A 25,947-nucleotide genomic window follows, 5' to 3' on the forward strand; every position below is an offset into this window, starting at 1 on the left:
CTCCTTAAATGGGATTAAGGAGAATGAGGGGACATATAGAGGGTTTGTATGAGTATACGAAATAAGCCTAAAAGAGGGGTGCTCTTTTAGGCAGTATGATGAAATAGACGTATCGTATCTCTGCTCAACTCTACTCATCTCAACTACCCTAGTCTCATTCTCATCTTCTCTAAACTTGCAATGCCGTTTACACCTGTGTGTAAACTTCGGCTGTTCATATCGTATTATAATTCCTTGTTTTTTGTCAACTGTAAATCAGGGCGAAGCGTCACAGCTTCTTCCAAGTACACATGCTGCACATCTTCCTGCTTTGTGTCTGTTTGGACCGTCATTAACACACGAATACAATGTTTTAAACCGCCTTGAATGTCCAGCTCCTGCATACAAGTAACAGGCACATACGTCCACCCTTCAAACTGACGAAGGGCTTTTGCCGGAAAAACGGAGTGAATATCTTGTGTAGCTGAAATTAAGATCTGCACGACACGTTCTGGATCTACTTGATTTCTTGAAATAATCGCTTCTAGCAGCTGTTTCGTTTTGTTTAAAACTTCTGTTTCTGTATCTTCTTTCACTGTTGTAGCCCCACGTATCCCGCGAAACATCATAGACATCCCTCCTCCCGTTTCCATTCTTCGAGCCATTGATGCAGATCATTTTTTGTGAAAGACTGCAAGACAGCATCTCCAACCTGTTTTAATAAAACAAATTGAACGGTTCCACCTCTTGCCTTTTTATCACCAATCATCCGGTCAACAAATGTTTTCGTGGAAATATCTTGAGTGACTTGTACCGGAAATCCGAGTTCTTTCATCCACTCTTTTAGTTCCGTCCGATTGAGGCTGAGTCCCAGCTTCTTTTCGCTCACATATAGCGCAAACTGCATGCCGATTGCAATAGCATCTCCGTGCGTAATAACGCCGTATCCATACTCTGCTTCAATGGCATGCCCAAGTGTATGACCTAAATTCAAAAATGCACGCACGCCTTGTTCTCTTTCGTCTTTTTGAACAATCGACGCTTTGACCTTGATCCCTTGATACAGTATATGTGCCAGCTCGCTCTTTGAACATTCCGCCAAAGAACGAATAGACATCAGTTCTGATAAAAAGTCTTCACTTGAAATGAGGGCATGTTTGATGACCTCAGCAAAGCCTGACCTCATTTCAGTTTGAGATAGTGTCTCAAGCATGCTCGTATCATAGATCACGGCTTTCGGCTGATGAAACGCACCGATTAAATTTTTACCGAGCGGGTGGTTAATCCCCGTTTTCCCGCCAACTGCACTGTCATGTGCCAGTAGTGTCGTCGGAACTTGAATAAAATCAATGCCTCTCATATAACTAGCAGCAACAAAGCCAGCCAAATCGCCAATTACGCCGCCTCCAAGCGCAATGATGCACGAGGAGCGATCCAGCTGAAATTGAATGGCCTTCGTATGAATATGCTCAAACTCAGCAAAAGATTTCGACTGCTCTCCGCTTGGCACAACCACTTTATGCACAGACCACTTCTGCTTAAGTAATCGAACCATTTCATCACCGTAAATGGCATCAACCGCTGTATCTGTCACGATTAAGAGCTTCGTATAGGAATGCCCCGTGGAAGTCATCAAGTCGACGATATTGCGTTTAATCCCATCACCGATGTATACAGGATAAGTGGCTGAAGACGTCTTAACTTCCAGTGTTTTCATTAAAATTCCCTCTGAAGCTGGCGCATTTTGTCAACATTTTCTTTAATGCGGTCAATTTGATCAAGGCCAAACTGCTCCACTACAGCATTGGCGATTTCCCAAGCCACGACTGCTTCTGCGACAACACTTGCGGCAGGAACAGCACAGCTGTCAGAACGCTCAATGCTTGCAGAGAAAGGTTCTTTTGTTTCAATGTCAACGCTTTGAAGCGGTTTGTAAAGCGTTGGGATTGGTTTCATGACCCCTCTTACGACAATTGGCATACCAGTTGACATTCCGCCTTCAAGACCACCTAAGCGATTTGTTTTTCTCGTATAGCCCTTTTCTTCATCCCAGATGATTTCATCATGGACCTCACTACCATTTTTAGAAGCCGCCTCGAAGCCGATACCAAATTCGACCCCTTTAAAAGCATTGATACTCAGAACAGCACCTGCAAGCTTGCTGTCTAATTTGCGGTCATAGTGAACATAGCTTCCGACTCCAACCGGCATTCCTTCAACGATGACTTCCACAATTCCGCCAATTGAATCACCGTTTTTCTTCGCTTCATCAATGGCATCCATCATTTTTTGACCTGCTTCACTGTCGTAGCAGCGAACAGGTGACTCTTCCGTTACCTTTTGCAAATCTTCAATTGATTCATATGCCGTTTGAGCTGCTTTCACTCCGCCAATTTCAAGAACGTGGCCAGCTACCTTGATTCCTAAATGAGCCAAGATTTGTTTAGCGACTGCGCCTGCTGCTACGCGCACGGTTGTCTCACGGGCTGATGAACGCTCTAATACGTTTCGCATATCACGATGTCCATATTTAATCGCACCATTTAAATCCGCATGTCCTGGTCTAGGGCGTGAAATTTGACGCTTCATTTCACTCTCTTCTTCTTCTGTGATCGGCTCTGCCCCCATCACTTTTGTCCAATGCTTCCAGTCGTTGTTTTCAACGACAAGTGCAATAGGAGAACCTAATGTTTTCCCGTGACGAACACCACTTAACACTTTCGCTTGGTCTTTTTCAATCTGCATTCTTCTGCCGCGGCCGTGACCTTTTTGTCTTCTAGCCAATTCATAGTTGATGTCATCCTGCTCTATGTAAAGTCCCGCTGGAACGCCTTCAATAATTGTGGTCAATTGTGGACCATGTGATTCACCTGCTGTTAAGTATCTCATGACTTGATCTCCCTTCATCGCATTAACGCTTTTAAGTAAAACTATGATAACACACTTACTACTAAAAAGTCAGCTACAACCCCTTCTTTTGATAAAAGAAAGTATCAGCTGATGTGAGTCCAAACTTTTCTGGATGAAAAATTTGTTCAGTTGAACCAACAAATAATACGCCATTTGGTTTTAAACTGCTGCTCATTTTCCTGTAAATCTCTTCTTTTGCCTCTTCTGTAAAGTAGATAAGGACATTTCGGCACACGATAAGATCAAGCTGTTTTTCATAAGGGTCTGCTAAAAGGTTGTGTTTTTTAAATTGAATGTGCTTTCGCACCTCATCCTTCACAGTGTAAAATGAAGAATCTTCTTTTGTGAAATATTTTTGCTTGATTTGATCTGGTACCTCTTGCAGTGATCGTTCATGATATTTTCCTTTTTGAGCTGATTGCAGCACTTTATCATCAATATCAGTTGCAATAATTTGGAAGTCCTTCACAAGCGGATGGCTTGATAGCAGCATTGAGAGTGTATACGGCTCCTCTCCTGTCGAACATGCTGCACTCCATATTTTTAGGGTCCCGCTGTTTTTCAAAAGCAGCGGAAGAATTTTTTGATCAAGCACTTCCCAGCGTTGATAGTTTCGGTAAAATTCTGACACATTGATCGTCATTCGATCCATCGTCTCGTCTAATAGTGCTCTATCCTTTTCAAGGGCAGACGCGAATGCTTCAAAATCTCTATATCCTTTTTTATCATATAGTGACGTTAATCTTCGTTTCATTTGTGCTTCTTTATATAAATTCAGATCCACCCCGGTTAGTTTTTTCCATTTTCCGACAAACACTTGATATTGATCCATCAAAGTCCTCTCCTGTCTCATCTATCTTTGTCCTAGTATAGCTGTTTTTATCGAAAATTTGTATCTTCTCATGCGAAATTTCGTGTAGAAATATTCATATAAAAAAGCCAAGGTGCTCATTTGATGAACACCTTGGCTTGAATTTTAATAAATCCAGCTTGAGATGGTTTGATCCCAGTTTATGAGTTCTTCTTGTTTGAAGAATAAGCTGATTTCTCTTTCAGCACTTTCTGGTGAGTCTGAGCCATGGATAATGTTTTTTCCAACCGTCAATCCATAGTCTCCTCTTATTGTGCCCGGAAGCGCTTCCTTCGGGTTTGTTTTGCCGATAATCTGTCTTGTGACATCTACTACCTGCTCACCTTGCCATACCATTGCAAATACTGGTCCTGACGTAATAAAGTCAACCAATTCCCCGAAGAATGGTTTTTCTTTATGCTCTCCGTAATGTGTTTCTGCTACTTCTTTTGGAATGCTCATTAGTTTTGCACCAACAAGCTGAAGCCCTTTTTTTTCGAATCTTGACACAATTTCACCGATTAATTGTCTTTCCACACCATCAGGTTTGACCATAAGAAATGTTTTGTCCATATACGTTCTCCACCCCGTCGTTTATGTATGTATAGGCTTACATTGTTACAAAGTGATCGTATCATTTTTTTATATAATAATCAATTTTTGACAAAAAATTTCACAAAAAAACCAATCAACAATATGTTGATTAGAATTTTCGTTTTCCAATATATTTGGCAATGGAAGCGAGTGACGTTTTCGCTCGTCCTCGAGGAAGTTTGTCTAGCTGTTCGAATGCCTTTTTCAAATACATTTCACTCACTCGAATCGAGCGGTCGATCGCATCTGTTTGTTTGAGGTGTTCAATCACAGGTTTTAGCTGGGTTTCCGTTGTTTCACTATTAATCAGCTTTAATTGTCCTTCGAGTGTAGGATTCTTCAGTGCATATAAGACCGGGAGTGTGACATTTCCTTGTAAAAGGTCTCCTCCAACAGGCTTACCAAGCTCTTCTTCAGTTGATGTGAAATCAAGCACATCATCAATGATCTGATAGGACATCCCGACATAGTAGCCAAACCAGTAAAGGGCTTTATGTGTTTTCTCATCTGTACCTGCTGCTATCGCACCTAACTGACAGCTGCCTGCAATGAGCAAGGCTGTTTTTCGTTTGATTCTTCTTAAATATGTACGTAGGTTTTGATCCATATTGTATTTGTCTTTCACTTGCTCGATTTCACCAAGACAGAGCTCGACGACCATCTTTGACAAAATTTCATGCGCCATTGGGTGATTGATCTTTGTCATATACTCAAGAGATCTTGCAAACATATAATCTCCTGTGTACATGGCAATTCGATTGTCCCATTTTGCCTTAATCGTTGGCTTGCCTCTTCTCAGCTCTGCATCATCAATAACATCATCGTGAACGAGCGATGCCATATGAATGAGCTCAAGCGCAACGGCAACATATTTAATTTTATTAATGTCATAGTCGCCAAACATGCCTGAAAGGAGAACAAAAACGGGGCGGATTCGTTTTCCGCCCGCTTGCAGCAAATGAAGACCCGCTTCACTTAATAATGCATAATCAGAGCGAACTGTTTGTTCAAGCTCTTTTTCAATAATATCGATATCATGATTTAAAAAAGAGATCATTGCTTTTAGTTTCATTATTTTCACCCAAATATCGTTTATTCAAAGCTTCTTTCCGATATGTGTTGCTGCTACACCGCCTGTAAATGGATGATACGAGACATCAGACAGACCCGCCTCTTCGAAAAGAGCCGCCAGTTCTTTCATGCCAGGGAACGCTTTGGCTGATTCTTGAAGCCATGAATACTCCTGATAGCTTTTGGCAAACAGTTTACCAAAGAGCGGCATGATGTATTTGAAATAGACATAGTAGCCTTGTTTAAACCCAATCATTTCAGGTTGCGATGTCTCTAGACAGACAACCATTCCACCAGGCTTCACGACTCTTGTCATTTCTTTTAGCACTGTTAAGTAATCAGGGACGTTCCGTAGGCCAAAACCGATGGTGACATAATCAAATGTGTTGTCCTCAAAAGGAAGCTCCATCGCATTGCCGTGAAGCAATTCAATTTGATTATAGCCCCCAGTCTTCACCTTCGTTTCTCCAACACTCAGCATATTTTTACTAAAATCAAGGCCTTTGACTTCGCCTTTGTCTCCAACAGCATCAGCAAGCGCAATGGTCCAATCGGCTGTTCCGCAGCATACGTCTAATGCTTTGGCTCCTTTTTGAACATTCATCAGTTTCATTGTTTTATCGCGCCACTTTTTATGCTGCTTAAAGCTGATGACGGAGTTCATTTGATCATAGTTTTTATAAATTTTTTCAAATACACCGTGTACTCGCTGTTCTTTTGATTGCTGCATGACTTACCCTTCTTCCACTTTCTGATGATACGCAGGTTCATTTTTCATATGATCCAGGCGATTTAATAGCTCTTTTTGAACGACCGGAGATGAAACAAGATGCTCCTTGATGGATCGTTTGGCCTTTTCATAGCCTTCATTCTCAAAGTTGTCAAAACATGTATAGGCGTCCGTATAGCTATCGTTCAAAAAAAGTTTTAAATGTTTGTCATCTTCTGCTTGTTTCATGAAACGCTTATAAACAAGGAAACGACTTGCAATCTCATTCCAATGCGTTAATTGAAAATGCTCAGAAACCCTTTGGAATAACGCAGACTCAACCGTTGCTACACTTTTGTAAAAGTGCGCTGCATCTTGAATGGATCGATCATACAGTCTAATTTTATGTTCATTGATTTCTTTGATCGCCGTTGCGAGCGTGCGAATCATGTAGATGTCTTTCATGTCAGAGAGAAGAGAATAATAGAGACCGCTGAAATAGTCTCCTGCCAGGATCGTCAGCTGACGATTTTTGAATTCGTCTTGTTTGATCGCTGCAGCAGTTGTGACTTCATCATGGGTATCAAGGGCAATTTGCACAAGCATCGCCGTTAAAATATAATTTTCTTTTTTCTCTGCATCAATTTGAGCTTCATCAAACATTGCATGAAAAAGAAGGAGCTTATCTTCATCGATGAGTGGCGCACGTAAATGTTTCGCCAAATAAGGATGAGAAAGCTTTTTATTTAATTTTATATTTAGATTAGATAAAATTCCGTAGATGTCTTGCAAAGATATCACCCTTGTCCCAAAAATTACAGTTTCATATGTAGCCCTGCACATTGTATAGAGATTTATTATACCATATCAGCTCTCACTTTTATGCTATCAAGTGCACTCAAGTATTTATTTCTTTGCTTCGCTTTGAATTTCCCCGAAGCTTGTTTGAATGACAGCATCGCCTCTTACTTTGATCGCTGACGTATGCTCAGTAAATTGTGCAATGATGACTTCACCTTTATCGAGCTTTTCGGAATGGTGAAATCTTGTATCAGAGCCTCTAGTTAAGCCGATGACATTTACACCATTTTCATTGGCTTTAATCACTACAAAATCAGATGCTTTATTTTCACTCAATTTGTTCACCTTCCATCTATCTATTGAATTAGTCGTTTTTAATAAAGGAAAGTACTTCTGCTCTTGCCGCTGCATCATTTGCAAATGTACCGCGTACTGCTGAAGTCACTGTTTTTGCGCCTGGCTTTTTCACTCCGCGCATCGTCATACACATATGCTCTGCTTCAACGACAATCATCACGCCATGCGGATTGAGTGTTTCCACCATACTATCTGCAATGGTTGATGTGATGCGTTCCTGAAGCTGCGGGCGTTTGGCAACAGCCTCTACAGCTCTTGCAAGTTTGCTAAGTCCTGTCACTTTTCCGCCGCGCGGAATATAAGCGACATGCGCTTTTCCGTAAAAAGGTACAAGGTGGTGTTCACACATTGAATGGAAAGCAATATCTTTTACAAGAACGAGTTCTTCGTGGTCTTCACCAAAAATGGTTTTAAAATGTTCTTTTGGATCTTCATTTAATCCCGAGAACACTTCTTCATACATTTTTGCTACTCGTTTAGGGGTATCAAGAAGTCCTTCACGATCTGGATCTTCTCCGATGGCTTTTAATATATCGCGTACTGCGTGTTCGATTAGTTCTTTATTTATTTCACTCATGTATTATATCCTCCAAAGGCGATTACATTTCAATCAGATTCTAGCACACTTCAGATCCTAAAAGCAAAGGAGAGCGTTCTAAACGAACCTTTTGATTCAAAAGGAAAAGCCCCTTATGAAAGGGGCTTTTCTAGACCAGTGTGAAACTGTATATGTATAACTCCTGCAATAGGATCATTACACATAACGATTATTTACCTGCCACCGCGTCTTTAAGTGCTTTACCTGGTTTGAAAGCAGGTACTTTGCTTGCAGGGATTTCGATCTCTGCACCAGTTTGTGGGTTACGTCCTTTACGAGCTGAACGCTCACGTACTTCAAAGTTACCAAAACCGATAAGTTGGATTTTGTCACCATTTTTAAGTGCATCTAAAATTGTATCAAAAACAGAATCAACTGCTTTTGTCGCGTCTTTTTTAGATAACTCGCTTGCCTCAGCAACCGCGTTAATAAGTTCTGTCTTGTTCATGCCTTTCACCTCCTCCCAAAAATATGCATTCAGTAGATTGTTATCATTTCTTCACAATTCATCTTCTTTCTATACACTTTTTTCGAAAAAAAGAGCGTCTAGAAAGCGGTATACATGGCTTTTCATTAGAAAACAACTCTTTGAAGGAATGTTTGTCCAACAAAGTGAAGATTTTCTGTAAGTAGATTAACACATATGAAATACCATATCAAGCATTTTAAAGGGAAGAATCCTTATTCGTCAAGGATTAAGGGCACTTTTACGAACGAATATTCCTAATTTCAGCCTGAATCTGACTAATCTTTATACAATTGTCTTTTTATGACTCATTCCTTACGCAAAAAAAGACCCCTGTCAATGAGAGGTCTCACATGCTATAGAATAATCGCGATCAAACCGCCTGATCCTTCGTTGATGATTCTTTCAAGTGTTTCTTTCAGTTTATATCTTGCATTTTCTGGCATCAGTGACAGCTTTGCTTGAATGCCTTCTCTGACAAGGGAGCTGAGTGAGCGCCCAAATATATCTGAATTCCAAATCGAAAGCGGATCATCTTCAAAGTCTTGCATTAAGTAGCGGACGAGCTCTTCACTTTGTTTCTCTGTTCCGATAATCGGTGCAAATTCACTTTCTACATCTACCTTAATCATATGAATAGATGGCGCAACCGCCTTTAGTCTTACGCCAAATCTCGAGCCCTGCCTAATGATTTCTGGCTCATCTAAACTCATATCTGACAAGGCCGGGGCCGCAATTCCGTATCCCGTCTGCTTCACCATTTTTAAGGCATCTGATACTTGATCATATTCTGTCTTCGCATGCGCAAAATCTTGCATGAGCTCTAGAAGATGGTCTTTCCCTCTAATTTCTACACCAACCACTTCTTTTAGAATATGGTCATATAGATCATCTGGGGCGTACAGGTCAATCTCCGCAATCCCTTGACCCATTTCAATCCCTGCTAAGCCCGCTCTTTCAATAAAGTCAAATTCACTGAACTGGCCAACAACACGGTCAACATCTCTTAATCTTTTAATATCCTTTACGGTTTCCTTCACTGAGTCCTGATAGCTTTCTCTCAGCCAATGATCTTCTTTCAACACCATGACCCAGCTTGGCAGGTTCACATTCACCTCTAGGACTGGGAATTCATATAATGCTTCACGAAGCACACTAAGGACGTCTTGCTCTCTCATACTTTCTACACTCATGGAGAGTACTGGAATATCATATTTTTGGCTCAGTTCCTGCCGCAGCGCTTCTGTTTCAGGATGATAGGGTCTCACAGAGTTGATCACCATAATAAACGGCTTTCCTACCTCTTTGAGTTCATCAATCACACGTTCTTCAGATTCAATATAATCATGTCTTGGAATTTCTCCAATAGAACCATCCGTTGTAATCACAACACCGATGGTTGAATGCTCTTGAATGACCTTGCGTGTGCCAATTTCCGCTGCTTCATGGAACGGAATTGGCTCTTCATACCACGGCGTGTTGATCATTCTTGGACCATTTTCATCTTCATACCCGCGCGCACCAGGGACTGTGTATCCTACACAATCGACAAGCCTGATGTTGACATCAAGACCGTCACTCACATGAATCGATGCCGCTTGATTCGGTACAAATTTTGGCTCAGTGGTCATAATGGTTTTTCCTGCTGCGCTTTGCGGCAATTCATCCTGTGCTCTTGCACGATCTGCCTCATTATTGATATTCGGGAGCACCACGAGCTCCATAAACTTTTTAATAAACGTAGATTTCCCTGTACGAACAGCGCCAACGACTCCTAAATATATATCGCCTCCTGTTCGTTCAGCGATATCCTTGAAAATATCGACTTTTTCCAAGTGATCCCCTCCCGGACTTGCTATCCTCGTTTTCAAATAAAATACTCTATTCTTCAATCAAACTTGCTTGAAAGGTGTCTGGACAATATATGTGTATGACGTTGTCCTATTTGAATATGACACCTTTTTTTGTTTTGAGAGTATGTTTAGCCATAAAAAAACCTTTCTCCTCATTTATATGCAGAGGAAAAAGGTTCATTCTTGTTTATGACGTCTTTTTTTCTAAAAAGTCAGGCTCACCTTTTTTGTTGATGGTATATGGGACAGAAAACGCGGGTACAAACGGGGTTTCCTGCCAATAGACATCTTGAATGTTTTCACCTGGTTTCAGCTTTCGTTTCGTATTCTTCAAAATATGAGCAAAATCACTGCGGTAGTCCACATAGATTTCGCCATTTGATGAAATCAGTAATGGGAGGGAATTCCCTGTCACCGGGCTCATGACCGTAGGCGGCGATTTTAAGCCTAGCTTTTTTTCATTTAACGTATATAAATTGTTTGATACTACTTTGCCGTATGGCGGATATGTATGTTCATCTTGATATATTTTGATTCTAAGCCGTAATTCACTGATGGTTTGCGTCATTTTGACATCAAGCAGTTTCACAGTTGGTTTTTTTTCGACGTCTGTGAGGACATACATATATTCCCCTCCGCCTTCAAAGGATGTAGACGGTACATCGTGTAAATATCTTGGTGACAAGCGCTTAAAGTCGATGACGTACTTTTGATAAACCGGCGTGTCTGCTTCTTTCGTTTCAATCGGCAAAAGACCATTTGTTGCTTTTTGAAATTCCTCAATCGCTGTCTGAACGCTTTGCAGCTGCTCTTCGTACGGCACACGGTTTTCAGTTTTGCGATTTTCTGGATACAGACATCCTGTTAGTAAAATAAGTGCTAACAACGTGACACTGACTTTTGCTTTGATCATCACATTCTTCCTTTTTCTTTATTCATTGACCGGCCCGCTAAATACAACTAAAAACACAATGATACCTGATATCAGCATCAAGCTGTATGCGACGGTCGAGGCTGTTATTTTAAGAAACCGGCTCTTCAGCTTAAATCGACTGAAATAAATGGTTACTACAGCTAAAAACATGAGCCCCATTGAACCAAGTGCAAACCACATCTTGATTAAAGCAAAACTCATCGTGCCTGTCCCCCTTTAAAACGAACAAATTGTAAGCGTTTATATTTCATTCTAAACCAAAAATAAGGTAAATATCAATCATTTTTCCAATCATTCAGAAAAAAGCGCATAAAAAAACTGAAGCAAAGAGGGGGACTCCGCTTCAGTCATTAGGTCGACTATTTTTCCTCATTCTGTAGAGGCAAAGCTCTATTCAAACTTCATTGCTATGTTATGCAAGTCTTCCCCTTCTTGCATCCTCTACATGCCTAAGTTCAGTCTTCCATTTATTTTGTTTGGTTTTCAAACATGTTCACAAGGTCTTCCATTTCATGTGTTTTCACACGTGCCATCAATGATTCGACCGCATCGTCGACCTTTTTCCCTTCAAACAGGACGTGGTAAAGCGCCTCTGTGATCGGCATGCTGACCTTGTATTCTTTGGAGAGCTGATAAGCGCCTTTTGTTGTACGGACGCCTTCGACGACCATCCCCATTTTTTCAAGCACTTCTTCAAGCTTATACCCTTTACCAAGCAGATTTCCGCAGCGCCAGTTACGTGAATGAACACTTGTACATGTCACGATCAAATCTCCAACGCCCGTTAAACCGGCAAATGTCAGAGGATTCCCTCCCATTTTTGTACCGAGACGTGCAATTTCAGCGAGTCCTCTAGTGATGAGCGCCGCTTTTGCATTGTCACCATATCCAAGCCCGTCTGTGATCCCTGCCGCAAGAGCAATGATATTTTTCAGTGCGCCGCCAATTTCTACACCAATCACATCAGGGTTTGTATAAACTCTAAAGTTGTTGTTCATGAACAAATCTTGAACAAATTGAGCCGCTTCAATATTTTCTGATGAGACAGTGACAGTTGTCGGGTGACGCAAGCCTACTTCCTCGGCGTGGCTCGGTCCTGATAAGACGACGACAGCTTCTCTTTTCTCATCCGGGACTTCTTGTTCAATCATTTGAGATATTCTCAGAAGTGTATCTGGTTCAATTCCTTTACTTACATGGACAAACGGCACTTTCGACGTAATCAGCTCATTTGCCTGCTTCAACACTTCACGAATGGCCTTTGTTGGCACAGCGACAATAATAGCGTCTGTCCCCTCTAACGCCTGCTTCATGTCTGTCGTCGCCTGAATAGACACCGGTAGTGCGACATTTGGCAAGTAATCATGATTTTCATGTTTCTCATTGATTTGGTCAATGAGCTCTTGTCTATGTCCCCACATGTGTACATCATGATGATTATCAGCTAATACAAGAGCAAGGGCTGTTCCCCAGCTTCCTGCTCCAAGTACTGAAATTTTCTTCATTCTGCTCACCCTTTTTATTTTCTCGCTCTCGCAAATATTTTAATCGGTGTTCCTTCAAAACCAAACGCATCTCGAATGCGATTTTCTAGGAAACGTTCATAAGAAAAGTGCATAAGCTCTGGATCGTTTACAAATACAACAAAGGACGGAGGCTTAATCGCCACCTGTGTCGCATAGTAAATTTTCAGGCGCTGTCCATTATGAGTCGGCGTTGGATTCATTGCTACTGCATCCATGATGATATCGTTCAAAATATTCGTTTGAACGCGCATCGCATGATTTTCACTAGCTGTAATAATGGACGGCATTAACGTATGAATTCTCTTTTTCGTGAGAGCAGACATAAACAAGACAGGAGCATAATCTAGGAATTGAAAATGCTCACGAATGTTTTGCTCAAATTCCTTCATCGTACGCTCATCTTTTTCAACAGCGTCCCATTTGTTCACAACGATCACAACGGCTTTACCAGCTTCGTGTGCATAGCCCGCAATACGTTTATCCTGCTCAATAATGCCTTCTTCACCGTCTAGAACAACAGCGACAACATCAGAACGATCAATGGCTTTTAATGCACGAAGCACACTGTATTTCTCTGTTGTTTCGTATACTTTTCCTTTTTTTCTCATACCTGCTGTATCAACAATGACAAAATCACGCTGATTGTACGTAAACATCGTATCGACAGCATCTCTTGTTGTACCAGCGATGTTGCTGACAATGACGCGGTCTTCTCCGAGCATCGCATTCACTAAAGAAGATTTCCCTACATTCGGGCGACCGATTAAGCAGAACTGGACAACTTGTTCGTCATACTGCGTATCTGGTAAGTTCTTAAAGTGTTCTGCAACAGCATCAAGTAGATCACCAAGACCTAATCCGTGCGTTCCAGAAATCGGATATGGCTCGCCAAACCCTAGTGCATAAAAGTCATACACGTCACTTCTCATTTCAGGGTTGTCCAGTTTATTGACAGCAAGTACAACTGGCTTTTTCGTGCGATATAAAATTTTTGCGACTTCTTCATCCGCTGATGTCACACCATCTCGGCCATTCACCATAAAGATAATGACATCCGCTTCATCCATTGCAATTTCTGCTTGATGGCGAATTTGCGCTAAAAATGGCTCATCTCCAATATCAATTCCACCAGTATCTATTAAGTTAAAGTCATAATTTAACCATTCAGCAGAGCTATAAATACGATCTCTTGTTACACCAGGTGTGTCTTCTACAATCGATATTCTTTCGCCTGCGATTCGATTAAAAATTGTAGATTTTCCAACGTTGGGCCTTCCAACAATGGCTACGACAGGTTTACCCATAGTACCCTTCCTTTCAATCCAGCCGCGATTCAATATGTTCATCATCATGTTTCAACCGGGATTTAAAATTTTCATTCAGTTTTATGAAATAAACCCTTCAAACATGAAGGGTTCAACTTATATATTATATCAATTTTTAATCAGACCACAATGAATAACTTAAAAATGTTTGACAATCAAGTAAAGATCTTCTCCAATTCCGTGTGCAATTCCATCTAAAATGGCCTCTAAATTCATGGCGTACATGTCGAGTTCTTCTTTATTTTCACAGAAAAAAACGGCTGTTCCGCCCATGACCCGCTCTTTATTTGTTGTAGCCACAGCGAGTATAAATTGTTCAATGGTGTTCGCCATGCCCTATTACCTCACTTTCTTTTTTATGAACTCTGTCGGCATTCTGATGGCATTTTCTAAAATGGGTACTTCTTCTAATACACGGACAGCGAGATCTTCACGATACCATTGCGGTAAAATGAACACGCCAAGTGTGCCGTTATTCAAATCACGCTTTGCGAGCGGACAGAGTGATGGTTCACCGGAGTCGCGATACACACCAAGTACATTAGATAAATCAAATAAAATGGCTTGCCGCTGCCCAAGGTTGGCAATCGTTGTGGCTGCGTTGAAATTTTTCGGTGTCAAAATAAAGCCCATCCCATGCTCTAATATGAGCTTTTGCTTTTCGGGCAGTCCGATATTCATGATGTAAATATCGTTCACATAGAGCCCTGCCCCATCAAAGCGAAGCTCTCCTTTTTGTATGTTGACAATATCCTTTAATTGGCTGCCAGACATTAATAGCTTTGCCAAGAAAAAACAAAGAATACCGACCACTGTCCCAATAACGAGCGAGAAGAAAATACAGGCTGTGGTCGTAATCAGTGCCGTGAGAATCGCAATATAATTTCGGCTTTCAAAGGCAATGGCAATGCCTTCTATATATGTACTGCCTCTTGAGACTAGCTCATATGAATCCATTTGAGTTAACGTATTTCTTTCCATATTGCGGACATCTCGGAATTGCGTGGCCGCCAGCGTGAGAAAGGTAATCGCCGTAAATTCCTCCTGAATGAGTGCAGGCATAATGATCGCACCAAGCCCTGAAGCGATAAAACCAAGCGCAATGTGAATCACTTGTCCATGAATATACGTAGGGTATTGCCGGTAATCTGTTCTTAACATATAAAGCCTGGCCGCCATCCCAAAGATGACACCAATAATCACAGGAAACGTATAATCCGTCATGTTGATTTTGCAGCCCCTTTTACTGGTTTTCTTGATGAACGGGCGTTCAAGAGCTTTTCAAGCTGATCGACACCTAATAGGAAGATGGACCCTTGAACAACAAGGGACAGAAAAGAGAGATCTCCTATGACAATCGATGATGTCAGGCGGTGAATTGTGAGCGCATAAAGGGCTTCGCCAAGACATACAGCCATCATCCATAAGGTGACTCGTTCTGTGAAATGATGTCCATATGTCAAAGACATCAAGATCAGCAAGGCAAATACGACCCAATCCACTTTTATTAGCGTGAACCAAACCGGATCATATAATGCAAAAATCATAAAAAAGGCATATGCGCTCACCATAGAACCTAATTGTATGATTCTCATTATTTGATGCCCAGACCGGAATATAACGAAACCCGCACATGCATATAAAAAGGTCATCAAGTACCCCGCATTCAGGCTCATATCAAATATGGATATCATGAAATGACTACATATAATATGGACAAGGACAAAGACGCCTAGCACATTGCGCCATGAGCTTTTTTCCATAATAAATGTCACGATAATCCAAACGAACCATATGGACCAATAATAGTACAAAGCCTCCAACGTCTCATCACCTCAATTACATTATGGGAAAATCCCCAATTTTTAAACGTAAGAGATCGCTTTGGGCATTGTATGAAATAAACAAGAGGTGACACCCTAATGGTTGAGGAGGGATGTATGATGGGAAAAGATAGACAGGAAAAACGCTTAAAGGCATCAAAAAGAGTGGAATCTGACCGTGATCAATCCATACATTATAAAGGGGCAACAGCATTAGAAGGTCCAGATAGTGCGCGAAAAAGAAATCAATAAAAAAAGGCATGTGATGACCACATGCCTTAGATGTTTATGGGCTAAACTTGCTTTTAGTCCTTTTTCTTATTTGATCTTAAACTATAGTACGTTGTGTCGATGCCTCTTTCTTTGAGCCAATGACTCGTTTCACCTGAAATGACAACTTGGGTTTGTCTCAGCTCTTCAATGGTCTTCACGCCAAGGACTGTCATCATCATCTTCACATCTTCTTGAAGATCTATGATATTCGCGATGAGACCGCTCTCCCCTCCGTCAGTCAGTGATTTTAAGAAAAAGCCAGCTAGACCAGCAGCGGATGCGCCAAGTGCGATTGATTTTGTTACATCAAGGGCGTCTTGTATACCTCCCGAGGCTAAAATCGTTTGATCTGGAAAACTTGTATGTACTTCAGCAAGACTCGCTGCAGTTGGAATCCCCCATTGATCAAAATAATGAAGTGCTTTTTGGCGGCGAAGATTTTCGATCTTAGAAAAGTTCGTACCACCAAATCCGCCTACATCAACGGCCGCAACCCCAGCATGAAATAACTTTTTGGCCGTTTCCTTGCTCATGCCAAATCCAACTTCTTTTACGACAACAGGCACACCAACTGATTCATTGATGGCTGCGATGCGCTCAAGTGCCCCCCTGAAATCACGGTCTCCTTCAGGCATGACAATCTCTTGAATCACATTTAAATGAATCTGGAGCATATTGGCCTCCAGCATCTCAACGGCTTCCTTCGCTTGCTTCATCGTTGCCTCACTGCCTAGGTTCGCAAAGACAATTCCATCTGGATTCACTTTACGAACAACTTCATACGTACGTCTTTCTTCTTTATCTTTCAGTGCAGCCATTTGCGATCCAACTGCCACCGGAATATTGGTTTCCTTCGCTGCGATCGATAAAGAGCGATTAATCTCATAGGTCGATTTTCCGCCTCCGCCAGTCATTGCATTGATAAAAATTGGCGAACCGAAAGTCAGTCCGCCAATTGTTGAATGTGTATCAATTTGTGATGTTGCAAGATCTGGTAAACTGGCGTGAACGAAGGAAACATCTTTTAAACCTGTTGCTGCATGCTGTCCAGTGGACAAGGCATGTTCAATATGCTGCTTCTTTCTTTCTGCTCGCGTCAATTTTGATCACCAAATTATTTTAATTTATTGAGCTTATCTCCGATCAGGTCACCAAGCTGGAATCCACTTGTGTTTTCTTCTTTCGCCTGATATTGACGATAATTCTCTTCGATTTGTTTTTCAGGATTTTCTTCTAAATCACGGATGCTTAGTGAAATGCGTTCTTCATCTTCATTCACATCAAGCACTTTTACTTTCACAGTCTGCCCTTCTTCAAGGACTTCATGCGGCGTACCGATATGTTTATGAGAGATTTGAGAAATATGCACAAGTCCTTCGACGCCTGGCAGAATTTCAACAAATGCACCAAAGCTCACTAGACGTTGAACAGTTCCTTCAAGCACATCACCTTGTTTTACCTTTTCACCAATCTGGCTCCAAGGTCCTGGTAATGTTTCTTTAATAGATAGTGAGATACGTTCGTTATCACGATCAACAGCAAGTACTTTGACCTGGACTTCCTGGCCTTCTTCCACTACGTCAGATGGCTTTTCAACATGCGCATGGGATAGTTGAGAAATGTGAACCAATCCATCAATGCCGCCAATGTCTACAAATGCACCAAAATCAGTAAGGCGTTGCACTTTACCATCAATCACACTGCCTACTTCAAGTTTTTGCAAGAAGTCTTGCTTTTTGTCTAATTGCTCTTGCTCCACTACTGCACGGTGCGAGAGAATCACACGATTTTTTTCGCGGTCAAGTTCGACCACGACAAGTGAGAGTGTTTTACCTTTGTAGTCTGAAAAGTCCTCAACATAGTGCGCTTCTACAAGAGATGCAGGAATAAATCCACGCACACCAATGTCTACGACAAGACCACCTTTTACAACGTCTTTTACTTCAGCTTCAAATACTTCTTTTGTTTCAAACTTTTTCTCTAGGTCTTCCCAAGCGCGGTCTGCATCAACAGCACGTTTCGATAAAATCAAAGCATCGTCTTCGACTTTTGTTACTTTAAGCTCTAATTCGTCGCCATCTTTCACGACATCTGATGCTTTTTCAACGTGAAGACTTGATAATTCACTGATTGGGATGATCCCAGGTTGTTTCACATTGACGATATCTACATTGACATGCTTGTCCTCAACTTTAGAAACAATCCCTTTCACTACATCTCCAACCTCTGGTACCTGAACATCGATTTGATTCATTTCCTCTGTCATTTCGATAACCTCCTTGGTCCAAACCTACACAGCTTAGTTAAAACGACTGGGTGAATATGTGTCTTAAGCATGATGATTGCCAGCCGAGTATGTATTATAGAAACATTCAAATCAACAGAATTGCTTGAATGATCAATAAAAATAGTATTAGTATAAACTTCTAATAAAAGACCTTGTTTGTCAAGAGATAAACCTCTAACTTATAAAAGTTTTCTAAAATTTCTTACAGTTTCTCCACACGGTCTGCTGCATCTAAAATTTTACCTGCTACCTCTTGAATGGTAAGAGAAGTTGTGTCAATCTCAATGGCGTCATCCGCTTTCTTAAGCGGTGAAACTTCGCGCTCAGAGTCAAGCTTGTCACGTCTTGCAATCTCTTCGATCAGCTGATCGTAATTGACATCGTAGCCTTTTTTCTGATTCTCTTCAAAGCGGCGTTTTGCTCTTTCTTCTACAGATGCAAGCAAGAAAATTTTCACTTCGGCATCTGGAAGAACGTGAGTACCTATGTCTCTTCCGTCCATCACGACACCGCCTTTTTTACCAAGCTCTTGCTGCCTGCGGACCATTTCTTCCCGAACAGCTCTGTGCTTTGCGACAACCGATACTTGGTTGCTCACGCGGTCTGTGCGAATCTCTTCTGTCACATCGGTATTGTCTAGATGCACTTTTTGACCCTCGCCTGTTGAGACAAGTTCAATCACCGTTTTCTTTAGTAGTGCATCAAGCGCCTGCTCGTCTTCAAGATCTACACCATGGTGAAGTGCCGCAAGCGTAATCGCGCGGTACATGGCACCTGTATCGATATAAATATATGATTTTTTTGCTGCGACAATTTTTGCCACAGTGCTTTTTCCTGCTGCTGCAGGACCGTCAATTGCGATAGATAATTTCTTTTTCATAATACCTCTCCTTGATTGAATCTCCCTTATGAATTGTAACACGATCACCGGTCAAACGGGGGAATTTTCTATCAATCCTTCTGCTTAAACGTCTCGATCCAATCTTCAATGCTCATGTTATTTACACCCTCGTATTGCACGACTTTTGACAAAAATAGTTCTCCTTTTGTCAAATGAAGTGTGATCTGAACGGCTAATAATAAGACAAGCTGAATGAACACCGCTTTAAATAACCATCTTTCCATTGTTTTCATACAAAAAGCCTCCACGCTAGATTCTATTACCTCTAGTATGGAAGCTTTTAACATCCTTTATTCTTATGCTTTTTTCACACGTGTTAAAAGCTGCTGCTGGAAGCAGTACTTCATAATGTGCTGTTGCTGATCATTTGTGATCTCAGAAAACTCCATGATCGCTCTTGTTTTGCCAGTCTGCTCATCTTGATAAACTCGGCTCATCTCTGCAACCGCTTTAATTTTAACAGGCTCTTTCAGCGGAAGTTCAAACTCTGTGATCACTTCTCCGTATTCTTTCAATGAGACACCTTCAGGAACAGCAATTGCTAAGCCGCCAGCACTCATATTGACAATAAACGTGTCAAAGGATTCTTCACCCGTTTGCGTGATCGCGGTTTTGACCATTGTATCGACTCTCAGGTATTCTCTACGCTGAAGCCGAATCATTTCTTCTTTTGGCGGAATGGAAATGACGATCATCGGAATATCTTCTTTCCTCTTGCCGATGACTTCGCTTGTGCATTTGTATGGAATTTGATTTTCATCGAAAAAGAAAACGGTGATTTCTGTTTGCTGGTTTAAATAGATCGTGCGTCCCGTTTCTTTATCAGCTGGATAATTAATGCAAATATCATCGTTATTATTTTCCAAAACTTTCGATTTTGCAGTTTTCACTTCTTTGTTCTCATTGACATATTCAATTGTGATTGCATCCCCTATTTGTAACATTCCTCATCACTCTTTTCATCTGTGAAATCATATCCTCTCCTATATTAAACCATGTATAAAACAAAAGGAAAAGGCTTATTCGCCTTTTCCTCGTTTCCTTTTTTATAGGTCTTTATATATAGGTTCTGCGTTTTTTAGTTTATCTACTCGTTCTTCTTTTCCAGTATCCGCATTAATGAACATTCGGTACGTATCATTTTTTATCGTTCCTAGGAACTCATAGCATAAAACTTCCTCTGACATATCGTTTTGAACAATCGCTACATGAGTATCTTCGATTTTCACATGCTGATTGAGCGTTTTCTTCGCTTCTTTTTGCGAGATTTTAGGTGCTTTGATGTCTCTTGTTTTATGATTCGTTAAATAGTCTTTCGCTGAAAATCCAACCACTTCACCATCGTCTAGTGCGACCTTCATGCGTATACTATCTGGATACAGCAGTACATTTTTTTGAAGAGGTACATAGGTAAATACACCGATATTATCAAATTGTGCACTTTCATCTAAATGGAATGACTCTGCATCAAATCCTTGCTTCTTTAAGAAGCTGAGTGCTTTTTCTGATGCTTGGTTTAAACTGATTTTCTGTTTTTTCACGTCTCGATTTTGAAGAAGGTAGACTGGATGTCCTCCTTTTTCAGTCAAGTCTAAATAGAAATTCGCTTTACTATCAGGATCTGACATCGATAAGCTGTACACATCTCGATTGGTTTTGCTTCCGCTTTTTCTCACCTTAAAATGTTGATTATGATCAGGTGCGAATTGCTGGGCAATGCGTATCGCTTCTTTCTTTGAAATCTTTTTACCCTTTAAATGATTGTAGCCGCGTGTTTCTGCTTCTGTGGACACATTTGTCGGTCCGAGATCGACATCTGCAAATGCATCTGCATTTCTCTCGACTGTTTTCAACCCGTCAATGATGGTGTTATCATTTTTTCGGTCACCATCAGCAAGTGCCATTTCAACATCCATCCATTTTAAATTTTTATTGAGGACGAGGTGCTGCACTTGTCTCAGTTCGTTTTGGATATCAGATGCTTGCTGATATAAGGACGTAATGGTTTTGTGCGTATTTTTGTTTAATGGTTCATCTGATAAGGATTTAACTGATGATTTGTAGCTAAAGTCTCCGACATTCGCCAAAAATTCTTCCGTTTTGTTAAAAGGCATTAATGTGAGCGGAAGCTGACTCACATTGTTATGTGCTTCTGATGACATTCTCCATACATCTGCAAGTGCCGGTGAAATCGACGATTGGCTGTTCATCGCAAGCGTTGCCCCAAGTTTGTCGTGCAGCTGATCCACTTGGTACGTTAAATCGTGGAAGGCCCTCTGATAGTTGTTCTCTGCGTGCAACAGCACTGCGTCTTTTTCTTGATGCTCTTTATAGCCCCAATAACCTGTTGAGATGACAGCAATTCCTAAAATGGCAATCAATATTCCTCTGATCATTTATTTACACCTCTTTCTATTCGCAGAAAATATGTTTCCCAATTCGTTTAATTTGTGGTCTTCCCCAAATCCATGGACTTGTTGCTGTATCAGGATTAAAGTAATAGACGGCGCTCTCAGACGGGTCCCAGCCGTTAATGGCATCAAACACAGCCTTTTTTGCAGTTTCATTTGGTGACATATAAAATTGACCATCCGCCACAGCTGTAAACGCAAGCGGTTCAAAAATAACTCCTGCGATTGTATTTGGAAAAGTCGGGTTGTTCAAACGGTTTAAGATGACGGCAGCGATCGCCACCTGTCCTTCATACGGCTCGCCCCTTGCTTCACTATAAACCGCTTGTGATAAGAGCTGAATATCATTACTAGAAAAACCACCTGGCATGTTGGCTGCCGTTTGTTTCGGTGTTTGATTTGCTTGCTGATTGCCTGACTGTTTCGCAGACTTTCCAGGTGCTCCGCTTTGACTTTTTTGATTCTCTTTCGCACCTTGAGCAGTCTTTTTTTGTGAGCTTCTTTTCGCAGGAGCTTTTGTTTGCTGATCAAGAGGTTTCCCGCCATAATGGGTAAACTCATTCCCCTTTTGCAGCTGCTGCTGAACAAAGTCTTTATAGTATTTTGTCTTTTGAACTAATAGGCTTTTTGTTTGTTTACCTACAAGTCCGTCGACCTTCTTTACACCATATTGGCTTTGAAAGTTGCGAACGGCCCAGTACGTCCCCCAGCCATATACACCATCAATTTTGCCATTGTAAAAGCCATTGTATTGGAGCCGTGCTTGCAGCTCGACTACATCTTCTCCTGTCGCACCTCGCTGGATGACTTGACTGGTGAAGGCTTCACTTTTTTCAGTTGTCATCAGTGATGTTGCGAGTAGAACGATTGAGAAGATAAGGACGATTTGTTTCATGAAACGAGCTTTGTCCATATTTGATCCTCCTGTACTTTTGATGTTTGAATATATATTTCTTCCAATCCCTATTTTTATACATTCATCACAGGAGAGAAATGGATGAAAAGACAAAAAAACGCCCTATCAACTGATAAGACGTTTTCTACATTAAATTTTGCACCATTTTCACTGAACGAGCTTTTTTTGCTTTTCGCAGGCCAAACCACCATAAAAAAATCATGAATGGCAGCATGATATATCCCCAATTTTTCATTCCTAACAATATGAAATCATATAGGCCGTGAAAAAGCACAGGAAGCGTTAGAGAAAGGATCAGCCATTTGCGCTGCTCCTTTTTATCAGAGAAGCGGGCTTTGCCGATATAAAATCCCATCACAACACCGAATAAAGCATGACTTGAGACGGGTAATAAAGCACGGGTGAATGCATATTCAACCCCGTGACCGACCAAATAAAGAATATTTTCAAGTGTTGCGAAACCAAGTGAGACACTCGTTCCATATACAATTCCATCATAGTGTTCGTCAAATTGGGCATGCGCATAGACGCTGACCATTAAAATAAACCATTTTAAAGATTCCTCTAAGAAGCCCGACGTCACAAATGAAATCAAGATAGGGTTCGTTGCGATATGCTCCTCTTGAAGGACATATTGAATAAACATGGTTGGAAACACAAGTATAACACCTAGCATAAAAGATCTGATGACCATGTGTACCGGCTCATTGTCGTACTGATCTTTCAAATAAAAATAACTTAAAAGTGCGATGCCGGGAGCTAAACCTGCTGAGATGATTGCGATCATAACCAGACCTCTTTCCCTACATTATCCTTCATTATCGTACCATGATTTACCCTTTTTTTATATGACTCGAGCCCATTTTTATGAAAATATTCTTCTATATAATCCCATTTTATATCAAAAAGAACCGAATCCCTTGGAAGGATCCAGTTCTTTTTTTATGCGTTCATTCTTTTGTTAATTTCTTCTGCAATTAGCCCCCCATGAAATCTCCCGTTTTCAATGAAAATTTCATTGGCATTATTTCCAGCTGCAATCACTCCTGCGATGAAAATACCTTCTACGTTTGTCTCCATCGTCTGTTCATCAAATGCTGGGCGGCCTGATTCTTGATCAATTGTCACACCCATTTTTTCTAAGAAAGAATGATCTGGATGATAGCCTGTCATGGCAAAAACATAATCACTTTTCACTCGCTCCGTTTGCTCTTGCTGGTTTGTAAAAATCACTTCTTCTTCTGTAATTTCCTTCACCTGTGCTCCAAACTCCATTCGAATCGTTCCATTTCGCACAAGTGCTTCAAACTCTGGCAAAATCCAAGGTTTGATGCTAGATGAATATTCAGTTCCTCGATAAAGTACAGTGACTCTGCTTCCGCATTTCACAAGTTCTAGCGCAGCATCGACACTTGAGTTTTTCCCGCCGATCACCGTTACATCTTTATCAAAGTATGGGTGTCCTTCTTTAAAATAATGATACACATGTGGAAGGTCTTCTCCTTTGACATTCATATAGTTTGGATGGTCATAGTAGCCAGTAGCAATCACGACATAATCACATGAATAGTCGTCTTTTGATGTGCTCACGGTAAAATGGCCATCTTTTTTCGTCACAGCGGTTACTTTTTCAAAGGCATGCACACGCAAGTTTTTTCGTCTGACTACTTCTCGGTAATAAGAAAGCGCCTGGATACGAACGGGCTTGCGATTTTCAGTAATAAAAGCGACATCACCAATCTCAAGCTTTTCACTTGTACTGAAAAAGGTTTGATGTGTTGGGTAATGATAAATACTGTTAACGACATTCCCCTTTTCAATGACTAGTGCATCAATTCCGATTTGCTGGAATGCGATGGCAGCTGATAATCCGCAAGGGCCGCCCCCTATTATGATCGCTTTTTCTTGTTTCATTTGTTCCACTCCTGTCGTTTCAATGCAATAACAATTGCTAGCTGTTGATGATTTGTTCCCATTCCATAAAAAAATCTCCTATATAAGGATAGGAGATTTTTGGGCGCGATGCAAATAAGCCGCTTAAATCCAGCCTCTGAATCGAGAAGCTTCAGCCATTTTACGTACGCCGACCATATATGCAGCAAGACGCATATCGATGCGGCGGTTTTGCGCCATTTCATAAATATTATTAAATGATTTCACCATCATATCTTCTAAACGAGTTTCGACTTCCTCTTCAGTCCAGTAGAACCCTTGGTTATTCTGCACCCATTCAAAGTAAGAAACCGTTACACCACCCGCACTCGCAAGTACGTCTGGGACAAGCAGTACTCCACGATCTGAAAGAATTTTTGTTCCTTCAAGTGTCGTTGGACCATTCGCTGCTTCTACGACAATTTTAGCTTTAATGTTTGCCGCATTATCTTCAGTGATTTGGTTCTCAATGGCTGCAGGTACTAAGATATCACAATCGAGCTCAAGCAGCTCTTGGTTTGTGATGGTATCGTTAAATAATTTAGTAACGGTTCCAAAGCTGTCACGTCTGTCAAGCAAGTAGTCAATATCAAGACCATCTTCATCGTATAACCCGCCGTAAGCATCTGAAATCCCTACGATTTTCGCTCCGGCATCATACATGAATTTAGCCAAGTAGCTTCCTGCATTTCCGAATCCCTGTACGACAACACGTGCCCCGTTAATGTCAATTCCTTTTTTCTTCGCCGCTTCTTTGATGCAGATCGTCACACCTTTTGCTGTTGCAGTATCACGTCCGTGTGATCCTCCAAGAACAATTGGTTTTCCGGTAATAAATCCTGGCGAGTTAAATTCATCCATTCTAGAATATTCGTCCATCATCCATGCCATAATTTGAGAGTTTGTAAACACATCTGGTGCTGGTACATCTTTCGTTGGACCAACGATTTGACTGATTGCACGCACATAGCCGCGGCTTAGTTTTTCAAGTTCTCTAAATGACATTTCTCTTGGATCACAGATAATACCGCCTTTTCCTCCGCCATAAGGAAGATCCACAATACCACATTTTAAACTCATCCAAATTGAAAGCGCTTTTACTTCTTTTTCAGTAACGTTCGGGTGGAAACGAATACCGCCTTTTGTCGGTCCGACAGCATCATTGTGCTGCGCGCGGTAACCAGTGAAAATTTTCACTGATCCATCATCCATTCGTACTGGAATTTTCACAGTTAATAGACGAATTGGCTCCTTCAGCAATTCATACACTTCTTGCGGATACCCTAATTTGTCTAGCGCTTTATGTATGACGGTTTGAGTTGACTTTAAAACATCTAGCTTATCTTCTGCGTTATGAGCGGCGTTTTGATCGGCTGCCATTAAAATAAACCCCCTAGAAATCTTTCATGATCTACTGCTCCCTTTCAAGCA

Annotated in this window: 30 protein-coding genes; 1 reads left to right on the forward strand and 29 read right to left on the reverse strand. The window is 41.1% G+C overall.

Translation table 11 applies throughout. The annotated features are described in order from the left end of the window. Window positions 1–224: 224 nt before the first annotated feature. The 19 genes from aroH to MHB83_RS15255 all read right to left on the reverse strand — a co-directional run bounded on the left by aroH (window position 225) and on the right by MHB83_RS15255 (window position 15,568). Complete coding sequence (gene aroH / locus MHB83_RS15165) at window positions 225–608, reverse strand: chorismate mutase (protein ID WP_058014812.1); 384 nt, start codon at window positions 606–608, stop codon at window positions 225–227. Further along, window positions 605–1,696 (reverse strand): 3-dehydroquinate synthase, encoded by a 1,092-nt coding sequence (gene aroB / locus MHB83_RS15170; RefSeq protein WP_340989691.1) that lies wholly within the window; start codon window positions 1,694–1,696, stop codon window positions 605–607. The genes aroH and aroB overlap by 4 nt, the downstream gene beginning before the upstream one ends. Then, on the reverse strand, window positions 1,696–2,868 hold the full coding sequence (gene aroC, locus MHB83_RS15175) for a chorismate synthase (protein ID WP_050943842.1): 1,173 nt from the start codon (window positions 2,866–2,868) through the stop codon (window positions 1,696–1,698). Before aroC ends, aroB begins: the two co-directional genes overlap by 1 nt. A gap of 73 nt (window positions 2,869–2,941) precedes the next feature. Then, a complete protein-coding gene (locus tag MHB83_RS15180; protein ID WP_050943841.1) occupies window positions 2,942–3,721 on the reverse strand; it encodes a protein-glutamate O-methyltransferase CheR in 780 nt (259 codons plus the stop codon). 144 nt (window positions 3,722–3,865) lie between these two features. After that, on the reverse strand, window positions 3,866–4,312 hold the full coding sequence (gene ndk, locus MHB83_RS15185) for a nucleoside-diphosphate kinase (RefSeq protein ID WP_342496447.1): 447 nt from the start codon (window positions 4,310–4,312) through the stop codon (window positions 3,866–3,868). Between the two features lie 130 nt (window positions 4,313–4,442). After that, window positions 4,443–5,405: a heptaprenyl diphosphate synthase component II gene (gene hepT, locus MHB83_RS15190; protein ID WP_003215649.1), complete on the reverse strand. Its 963-nt coding sequence runs from the start codon at window positions 5,403–5,405 to the stop codon at window positions 4,443–4,445. Window positions 5,406–5,429: 24 nt separating this feature from the next. Further along, window positions 5,430–6,134: a demethylmenaquinone methyltransferase gene (locus tag MHB83_RS15195; RefSeq protein ID WP_003215527.1), complete on the reverse strand. Its 705-nt coding sequence runs from the start codon at window positions 6,132–6,134 to the stop codon at window positions 5,430–5,432. Between the two features lie 3 nt (window positions 6,135–6,137). Next, on the reverse strand, window positions 6,138–6,905 hold the full coding sequence (locus MHB83_RS15200; protein ID WP_003215666.1) for a heptaprenyl diphosphate synthase component 1: 768 nt from the start codon (window positions 6,903–6,905) through the stop codon (window positions 6,138–6,140). 114 nt (window positions 6,906–7,019) lie between these two features. Beyond that, window positions 7,020–7,250, reverse strand: a complete 231-nt coding sequence (gene mtrB, locus MHB83_RS15205; protein WP_003216082.1) for a trp RNA-binding attenuation protein MtrB — start codon at window positions 7,248–7,250, stop codon at window positions 7,020–7,022. A 28-nt stretch (window positions 7,251–7,278) separates the two neighbouring features. Further along, on the reverse strand, window positions 7,279–7,848 hold the full coding sequence (gene folE, locus MHB83_RS15210) for a GTP cyclohydrolase I FolE (protein WP_003215789.1): 570 nt from the start codon (window positions 7,846–7,848) through the stop codon (window positions 7,279–7,281). Window positions 7,849–8,038: 190 nt separating this feature from the next. After that, the gene (gene hbs / locus MHB83_RS15215) at window positions 8,039–8,317 is read right to left on the reverse strand and encodes a non-specific DNA-binding protein Hbs (RefSeq protein ID WP_003215863.1); all 279 of its coding nucleotides are present in this window, start codon (window positions 8,315–8,317) and stop codon (window positions 8,039–8,041) included. A gap of 374 nt (window positions 8,318–8,691) precedes the next feature. Further along, a complete protein-coding gene (spoIVA, locus tag MHB83_RS15220) occupies window positions 8,692–10,170 on the reverse strand; it encodes a stage IV sporulation protein A (protein WP_003215616.1) in 1,479 nt (492 codons plus the stop codon). A gap of 205 nt (window positions 10,171–10,375) precedes the next feature. After that, entirely contained in the window at window positions 10,376–11,101 is a 726-nt protein-coding gene (locus tag MHB83_RS15225; protein WP_044141100.1) for a hypothetical protein, read from the reverse strand. A gap of 18 nt (window positions 11,102–11,119) precedes the next feature. Continuing rightward, window positions 11,120–11,323, reverse strand: coding sequence for a DUF2768 domain-containing protein (locus MHB83_RS15230; RefSeq protein ID WP_034318888.1), 204 nt, complete (start codon window positions 11,321–11,323; stop codon window positions 11,120–11,122). Window positions 11,324–11,589: 266 nt separating this feature from the next. Further along, entirely contained in the window at window positions 11,590–12,627 is a 1,038-nt protein-coding gene (locus MHB83_RS15235; protein ID WP_044141099.1) for an NAD(P)H-dependent glycerol-3-phosphate dehydrogenase, read from the reverse strand. Window positions 12,628–12,641: 14 nt separating this feature from the next. Continuing rightward, window positions 12,642–13,952, reverse strand: a complete 1,311-nt coding sequence (gene der / locus MHB83_RS15240; protein WP_003215663.1) for a ribosome biogenesis GTPase Der — start codon at window positions 13,950–13,952, stop codon at window positions 12,642–12,644. Window positions 13,953–14,111: 159 nt separating this feature from the next. Next, on the reverse strand, window positions 14,112–14,306 hold the full coding sequence (locus MHB83_RS15245; RefSeq protein WP_003215794.1) for a hypothetical protein: 195 nt from the start codon (window positions 14,304–14,306) through the stop codon (window positions 14,112–14,114). A gap of 6 nt (window positions 14,307–14,312) precedes the next feature. After that, entirely contained in the window at window positions 14,313–15,197 is an 885-nt protein-coding gene (locus MHB83_RS15250) for a YIEGIA family protein (RefSeq protein ID WP_003215905.1), read from the reverse strand. Beyond that, entirely contained in the window at window positions 15,194–15,568 is a 375-nt protein-coding gene (locus MHB83_RS15255; protein ID WP_223251245.1) for a hypothetical protein, read from the reverse strand. Before MHB83_RS15255 ends, MHB83_RS15250 begins: the two co-directional genes overlap by 4 nt. Before the next feature lie 348 nt (window positions 15,569–15,916). On the opposite strand from MHB83_RS15255, the gene MHB83_RS15260 reads away from it, so the two are divergent. Further along, window positions 15,917–16,048, forward strand: coding sequence for a YpzI family protein (locus tag MHB83_RS15260; RefSeq protein ID WP_003215762.1), 132 nt, complete (start codon window positions 15,917–15,919; stop codon window positions 16,046–16,048). Window positions 16,049–16,101: 53 nt separating this feature from the next. On the opposite strand, the gene fni is transcribed toward MHB83_RS15260, so the two are convergent. The 10 genes from fni to MHB83_RS15310 form a co-directional block, all read right to left on the reverse strand. Next, window positions 16,102–17,169 carry a type 2 isopentenyl-diphosphate Delta-isomerase gene (fni, locus tag MHB83_RS15265; RefSeq protein ID WP_212045955.1) on the reverse strand — a complete coding sequence of 356 codons (1,068 nt, stop codon included), beginning with the start codon at window positions 17,167–17,169 and terminating at the stop codon, window positions 16,102–16,104. 14 nt (window positions 17,170–17,183) lie between these two features. Further along, window positions 17,184–18,335 carry a 30S ribosomal protein S1 gene (gene rpsA, locus MHB83_RS15270; protein WP_003215529.1) on the reverse strand — a complete coding sequence of 384 codons (1,152 nt, stop codon included), beginning with the start codon at window positions 18,333–18,335 and terminating at the stop codon, window positions 17,184–17,186. A gap of 223 nt (window positions 18,336–18,558) precedes the next feature. After that, window positions 18,559–19,236, reverse strand: coding sequence for a (d)CMP kinase (cmk, locus tag MHB83_RS15275; protein ID WP_003216003.1), 678 nt, complete (start codon window positions 19,234–19,236; stop codon window positions 18,559–18,561). A gap of 71 nt (window positions 19,237–19,307) precedes the next feature. Beyond that, a complete protein-coding gene (locus tag MHB83_RS15280) occupies window positions 19,308–19,490 on the reverse strand; it encodes a YpfB family protein (RefSeq protein WP_217016888.1) in 183 nt (60 codons plus the stop codon). Window positions 19,491–19,553: 63 nt separating this feature from the next. Further along, the gene (locus tag MHB83_RS15285) at window positions 19,554–20,201 is read right to left on the reverse strand and encodes a flagellar brake domain-containing protein (protein WP_268458326.1); all 648 of its coding nucleotides are present in this window, start codon (window positions 20,199–20,201) and stop codon (window positions 19,554–19,556) included. Window positions 20,202–20,303: 102 nt separating this feature from the next. Beyond that, window positions 20,304–21,653, reverse strand: a complete 1,350-nt coding sequence (gene ypeB, locus MHB83_RS15290) for a germination protein YpeB (RefSeq protein WP_003215550.1) — start codon at window positions 21,651–21,653, stop codon at window positions 20,304–20,306. A 16-nt stretch (window positions 21,654–21,669) separates the two neighbouring features. Then, the gene (sleB, locus tag MHB83_RS15295; RefSeq protein WP_050943838.1) at window positions 21,670–22,581 is read right to left on the reverse strand and encodes a spore cortex-lytic enzyme; all 912 of its coding nucleotides are present in this window, start codon (window positions 22,579–22,581) and stop codon (window positions 21,670–21,672) included. A gap of 127 nt (window positions 22,582–22,708) precedes the next feature. Continuing rightward, complete coding sequence (prsW, locus tag MHB83_RS15300) at window positions 22,709–23,371, reverse strand: glutamic-type intramembrane protease PrsW (protein WP_003215795.1); 663 nt, start codon at window positions 23,369–23,371, stop codon at window positions 22,709–22,711. A 155-nt stretch (window positions 23,372–23,526) separates the two neighbouring features. Next, the gene (locus MHB83_RS15305; protein ID WP_003215846.1) at window positions 23,527–24,498 is read right to left on the reverse strand and encodes a YpdA family putative bacillithiol disulfide reductase; all 972 of its coding nucleotides are present in this window, start codon (window positions 24,496–24,498) and stop codon (window positions 23,527–23,529) included. 123 nt (window positions 24,499–24,621) lie between these two features. Beyond that, entirely contained in the window at window positions 24,622–25,896 is a 1,275-nt protein-coding gene (locus MHB83_RS15310; RefSeq protein ID WP_003215501.1) for a Glu/Leu/Phe/Val dehydrogenase, read from the reverse strand. Between the last annotated feature and the right edge of the window lie 51 nt (window positions 25,897–25,947).

The organism is Bacillus sp. FSL K6-3149 (assembly GCF_038630515.1).
Lineage (GTDB): Bacteria > Bacillota > Bacilli > Bacillales > Bacillaceae > Bacillus > Bacillus pumilus.

Bases quoted from the DNA above. Each gene is read 5' to 3' on its own strand.
- MHB83_RS15225 (WP_044141100.1), bottom strand. From the start codon at position 11,101: ATGATCAAAGCAAAAGTCAGTGTCACGTTGTTAGCACTTATTTTACTA.
- aroB (WP_340989691.1), bottom strand. From the start codon at position 1,696: ATGAAAACACTGGAAGTTAAGACGTCTTCAGCCACTTATCCTGTATAC.
- hepT (WP_003215649.1), bottom strand. From the start codon at position 5,405: ATGAAACTAAAAGCAATGATCTCTTTTTTAAATCATGATATCGATATT.
- MHB83_RS15235 (WP_044141099.1), bottom strand. From the start codon at position 12,627: ATGAAGAAAATTTCAGTACTTGGAGCAGGAAGCTGGGGAACAGCCCTT.
- aroC (WP_050943842.1), bottom strand. From the start codon at position 2,868: ATGAGATACTTAACAGCAGGTGAATCACATGGTCCACAATTGACCACA.
- MHB83_RS15310 (WP_003215501.1), bottom strand. From the start codon at position 25,896: ATGGCAGCCGATCAAAACGCCGCTCATAACGCAGAAGATAAGCTAGAT.
- ypeB (WP_003215550.1), bottom strand. From the start codon at position 21,653: ATGATCAGAGGAATATTGATTGCCATTTTAGGAATTGCTGTCATCTCA.
- hbs (WP_003215863.1), bottom strand. From the start codon at position 8,317: ATGAACAAGACAGAACTTATTAACGCGGTTGCTGAGGCAAGCGAGTTA.
- MHB83_RS15260 (WP_003215762.1), top strand. From the start codon at position 15,917: ATGGGAAAAGATAGACAGGAAAAACGCTTAAAGGCATCAAAAAGAGTG.
- MHB83_RS15230 (WP_034318888.1), bottom strand. From the start codon at position 11,323: ATGAGTTTTGCTTTAATCAAGATGTGGTTTGCACTTGGTTCAATGGGG.
- MHB83_RS15245 (WP_003215794.1), bottom strand. From the start codon at position 14,306: ATGGCGAACACCATTGAACAATTTATACTCGCTGTGGCTACAACAAAT.
- prsW (WP_003215795.1), bottom strand. From the start codon at position 23,371: ATGATCGCAATCATCTCAGCAGGTTTAGCTCCCGGCATCGCACTTTTA.
- cmk (WP_003216003.1), bottom strand. From the start codon at position 19,236: ATGAAAAAGAAATTATCTATCGCAATTGACGGTCCTGCAGCAGCAGGA.
- sleB (WP_050943838.1), bottom strand. From the start codon at position 22,581: ATGGACAAAGCTCGTTTCATGAAACAAATCGTCCTTATCTTCTCAATC.
- folE (WP_003215789.1), bottom strand. From the start codon at position 7,848: ATGAGTGAAATAAATAAAGAACTAATCGAACACGCAGTACGCGATATA.
- rpsA (WP_003215529.1), bottom strand. From the start codon at position 18,335: ATGACAGAGGAAATGAATCAAATCGATGTTCAGGTACCAGAGGTTGGA.
- MHB83_RS15305 (WP_003215846.1), bottom strand. From the start codon at position 24,498: ATGAAACAAGAAAAAGCGATCATAATAGGGGGCGGCCCTTGCGGATTA.
- ndk (WP_342496447.1), bottom strand. From the start codon at position 4,312: ATGGACAAAACATTTCTTATGGTCAAACCTGATGGTGTGGAAAGACAA.
- MHB83_RS15280 (WP_217016888.1), bottom strand. From the start codon at position 19,490: ATGAAAACAATGGAAAGATGGTTATTTAAAGCGGTGTTCATTCAGCTT.
- MHB83_RS15255 (WP_223251245.1), bottom strand. From the start codon at position 15,568: ATGAGAATCATACAATTAGGTTCTATGGTGAGCGCATATGCCTTTTTT.
- MHB83_RS15285 (WP_268458326.1), bottom strand. From the start codon at position 20,201: ATGTTACAAATAGGGGATGCAATCACAATTGAATATGTCAATGAGAAC.
- MHB83_RS15180 (WP_050943841.1), bottom strand. From the start codon at position 3,721: ATGGATCAATATCAAGTGTTTGTCGGAAAATGGAAAAAACTAACCGGG.
- MHB83_RS15250 (WP_003215905.1), bottom strand. From the start codon at position 15,197: ATGACGGATTATACGTTTCCTGTGATTATTGGTGTCATCTTTGGGATG.
- MHB83_RS15195 (WP_003215527.1), bottom strand. From the start codon at position 6,134: ATGCAGCAATCAAAAGAACAGCGAGTACACGGTGTATTTGAAAAAATT.
- der (WP_003215663.1), bottom strand. From the start codon at position 13,952: ATGGGTAAACCTGTCGTAGCCATTGTTGGAAGGCCCAACGTTGGAAAA.
- aroH (WP_058014812.1), bottom strand. From the start codon at position 608: ATGATGTTTCGCGGGATACGTGGGGCTACAACAGTGAAAGAAGATACA.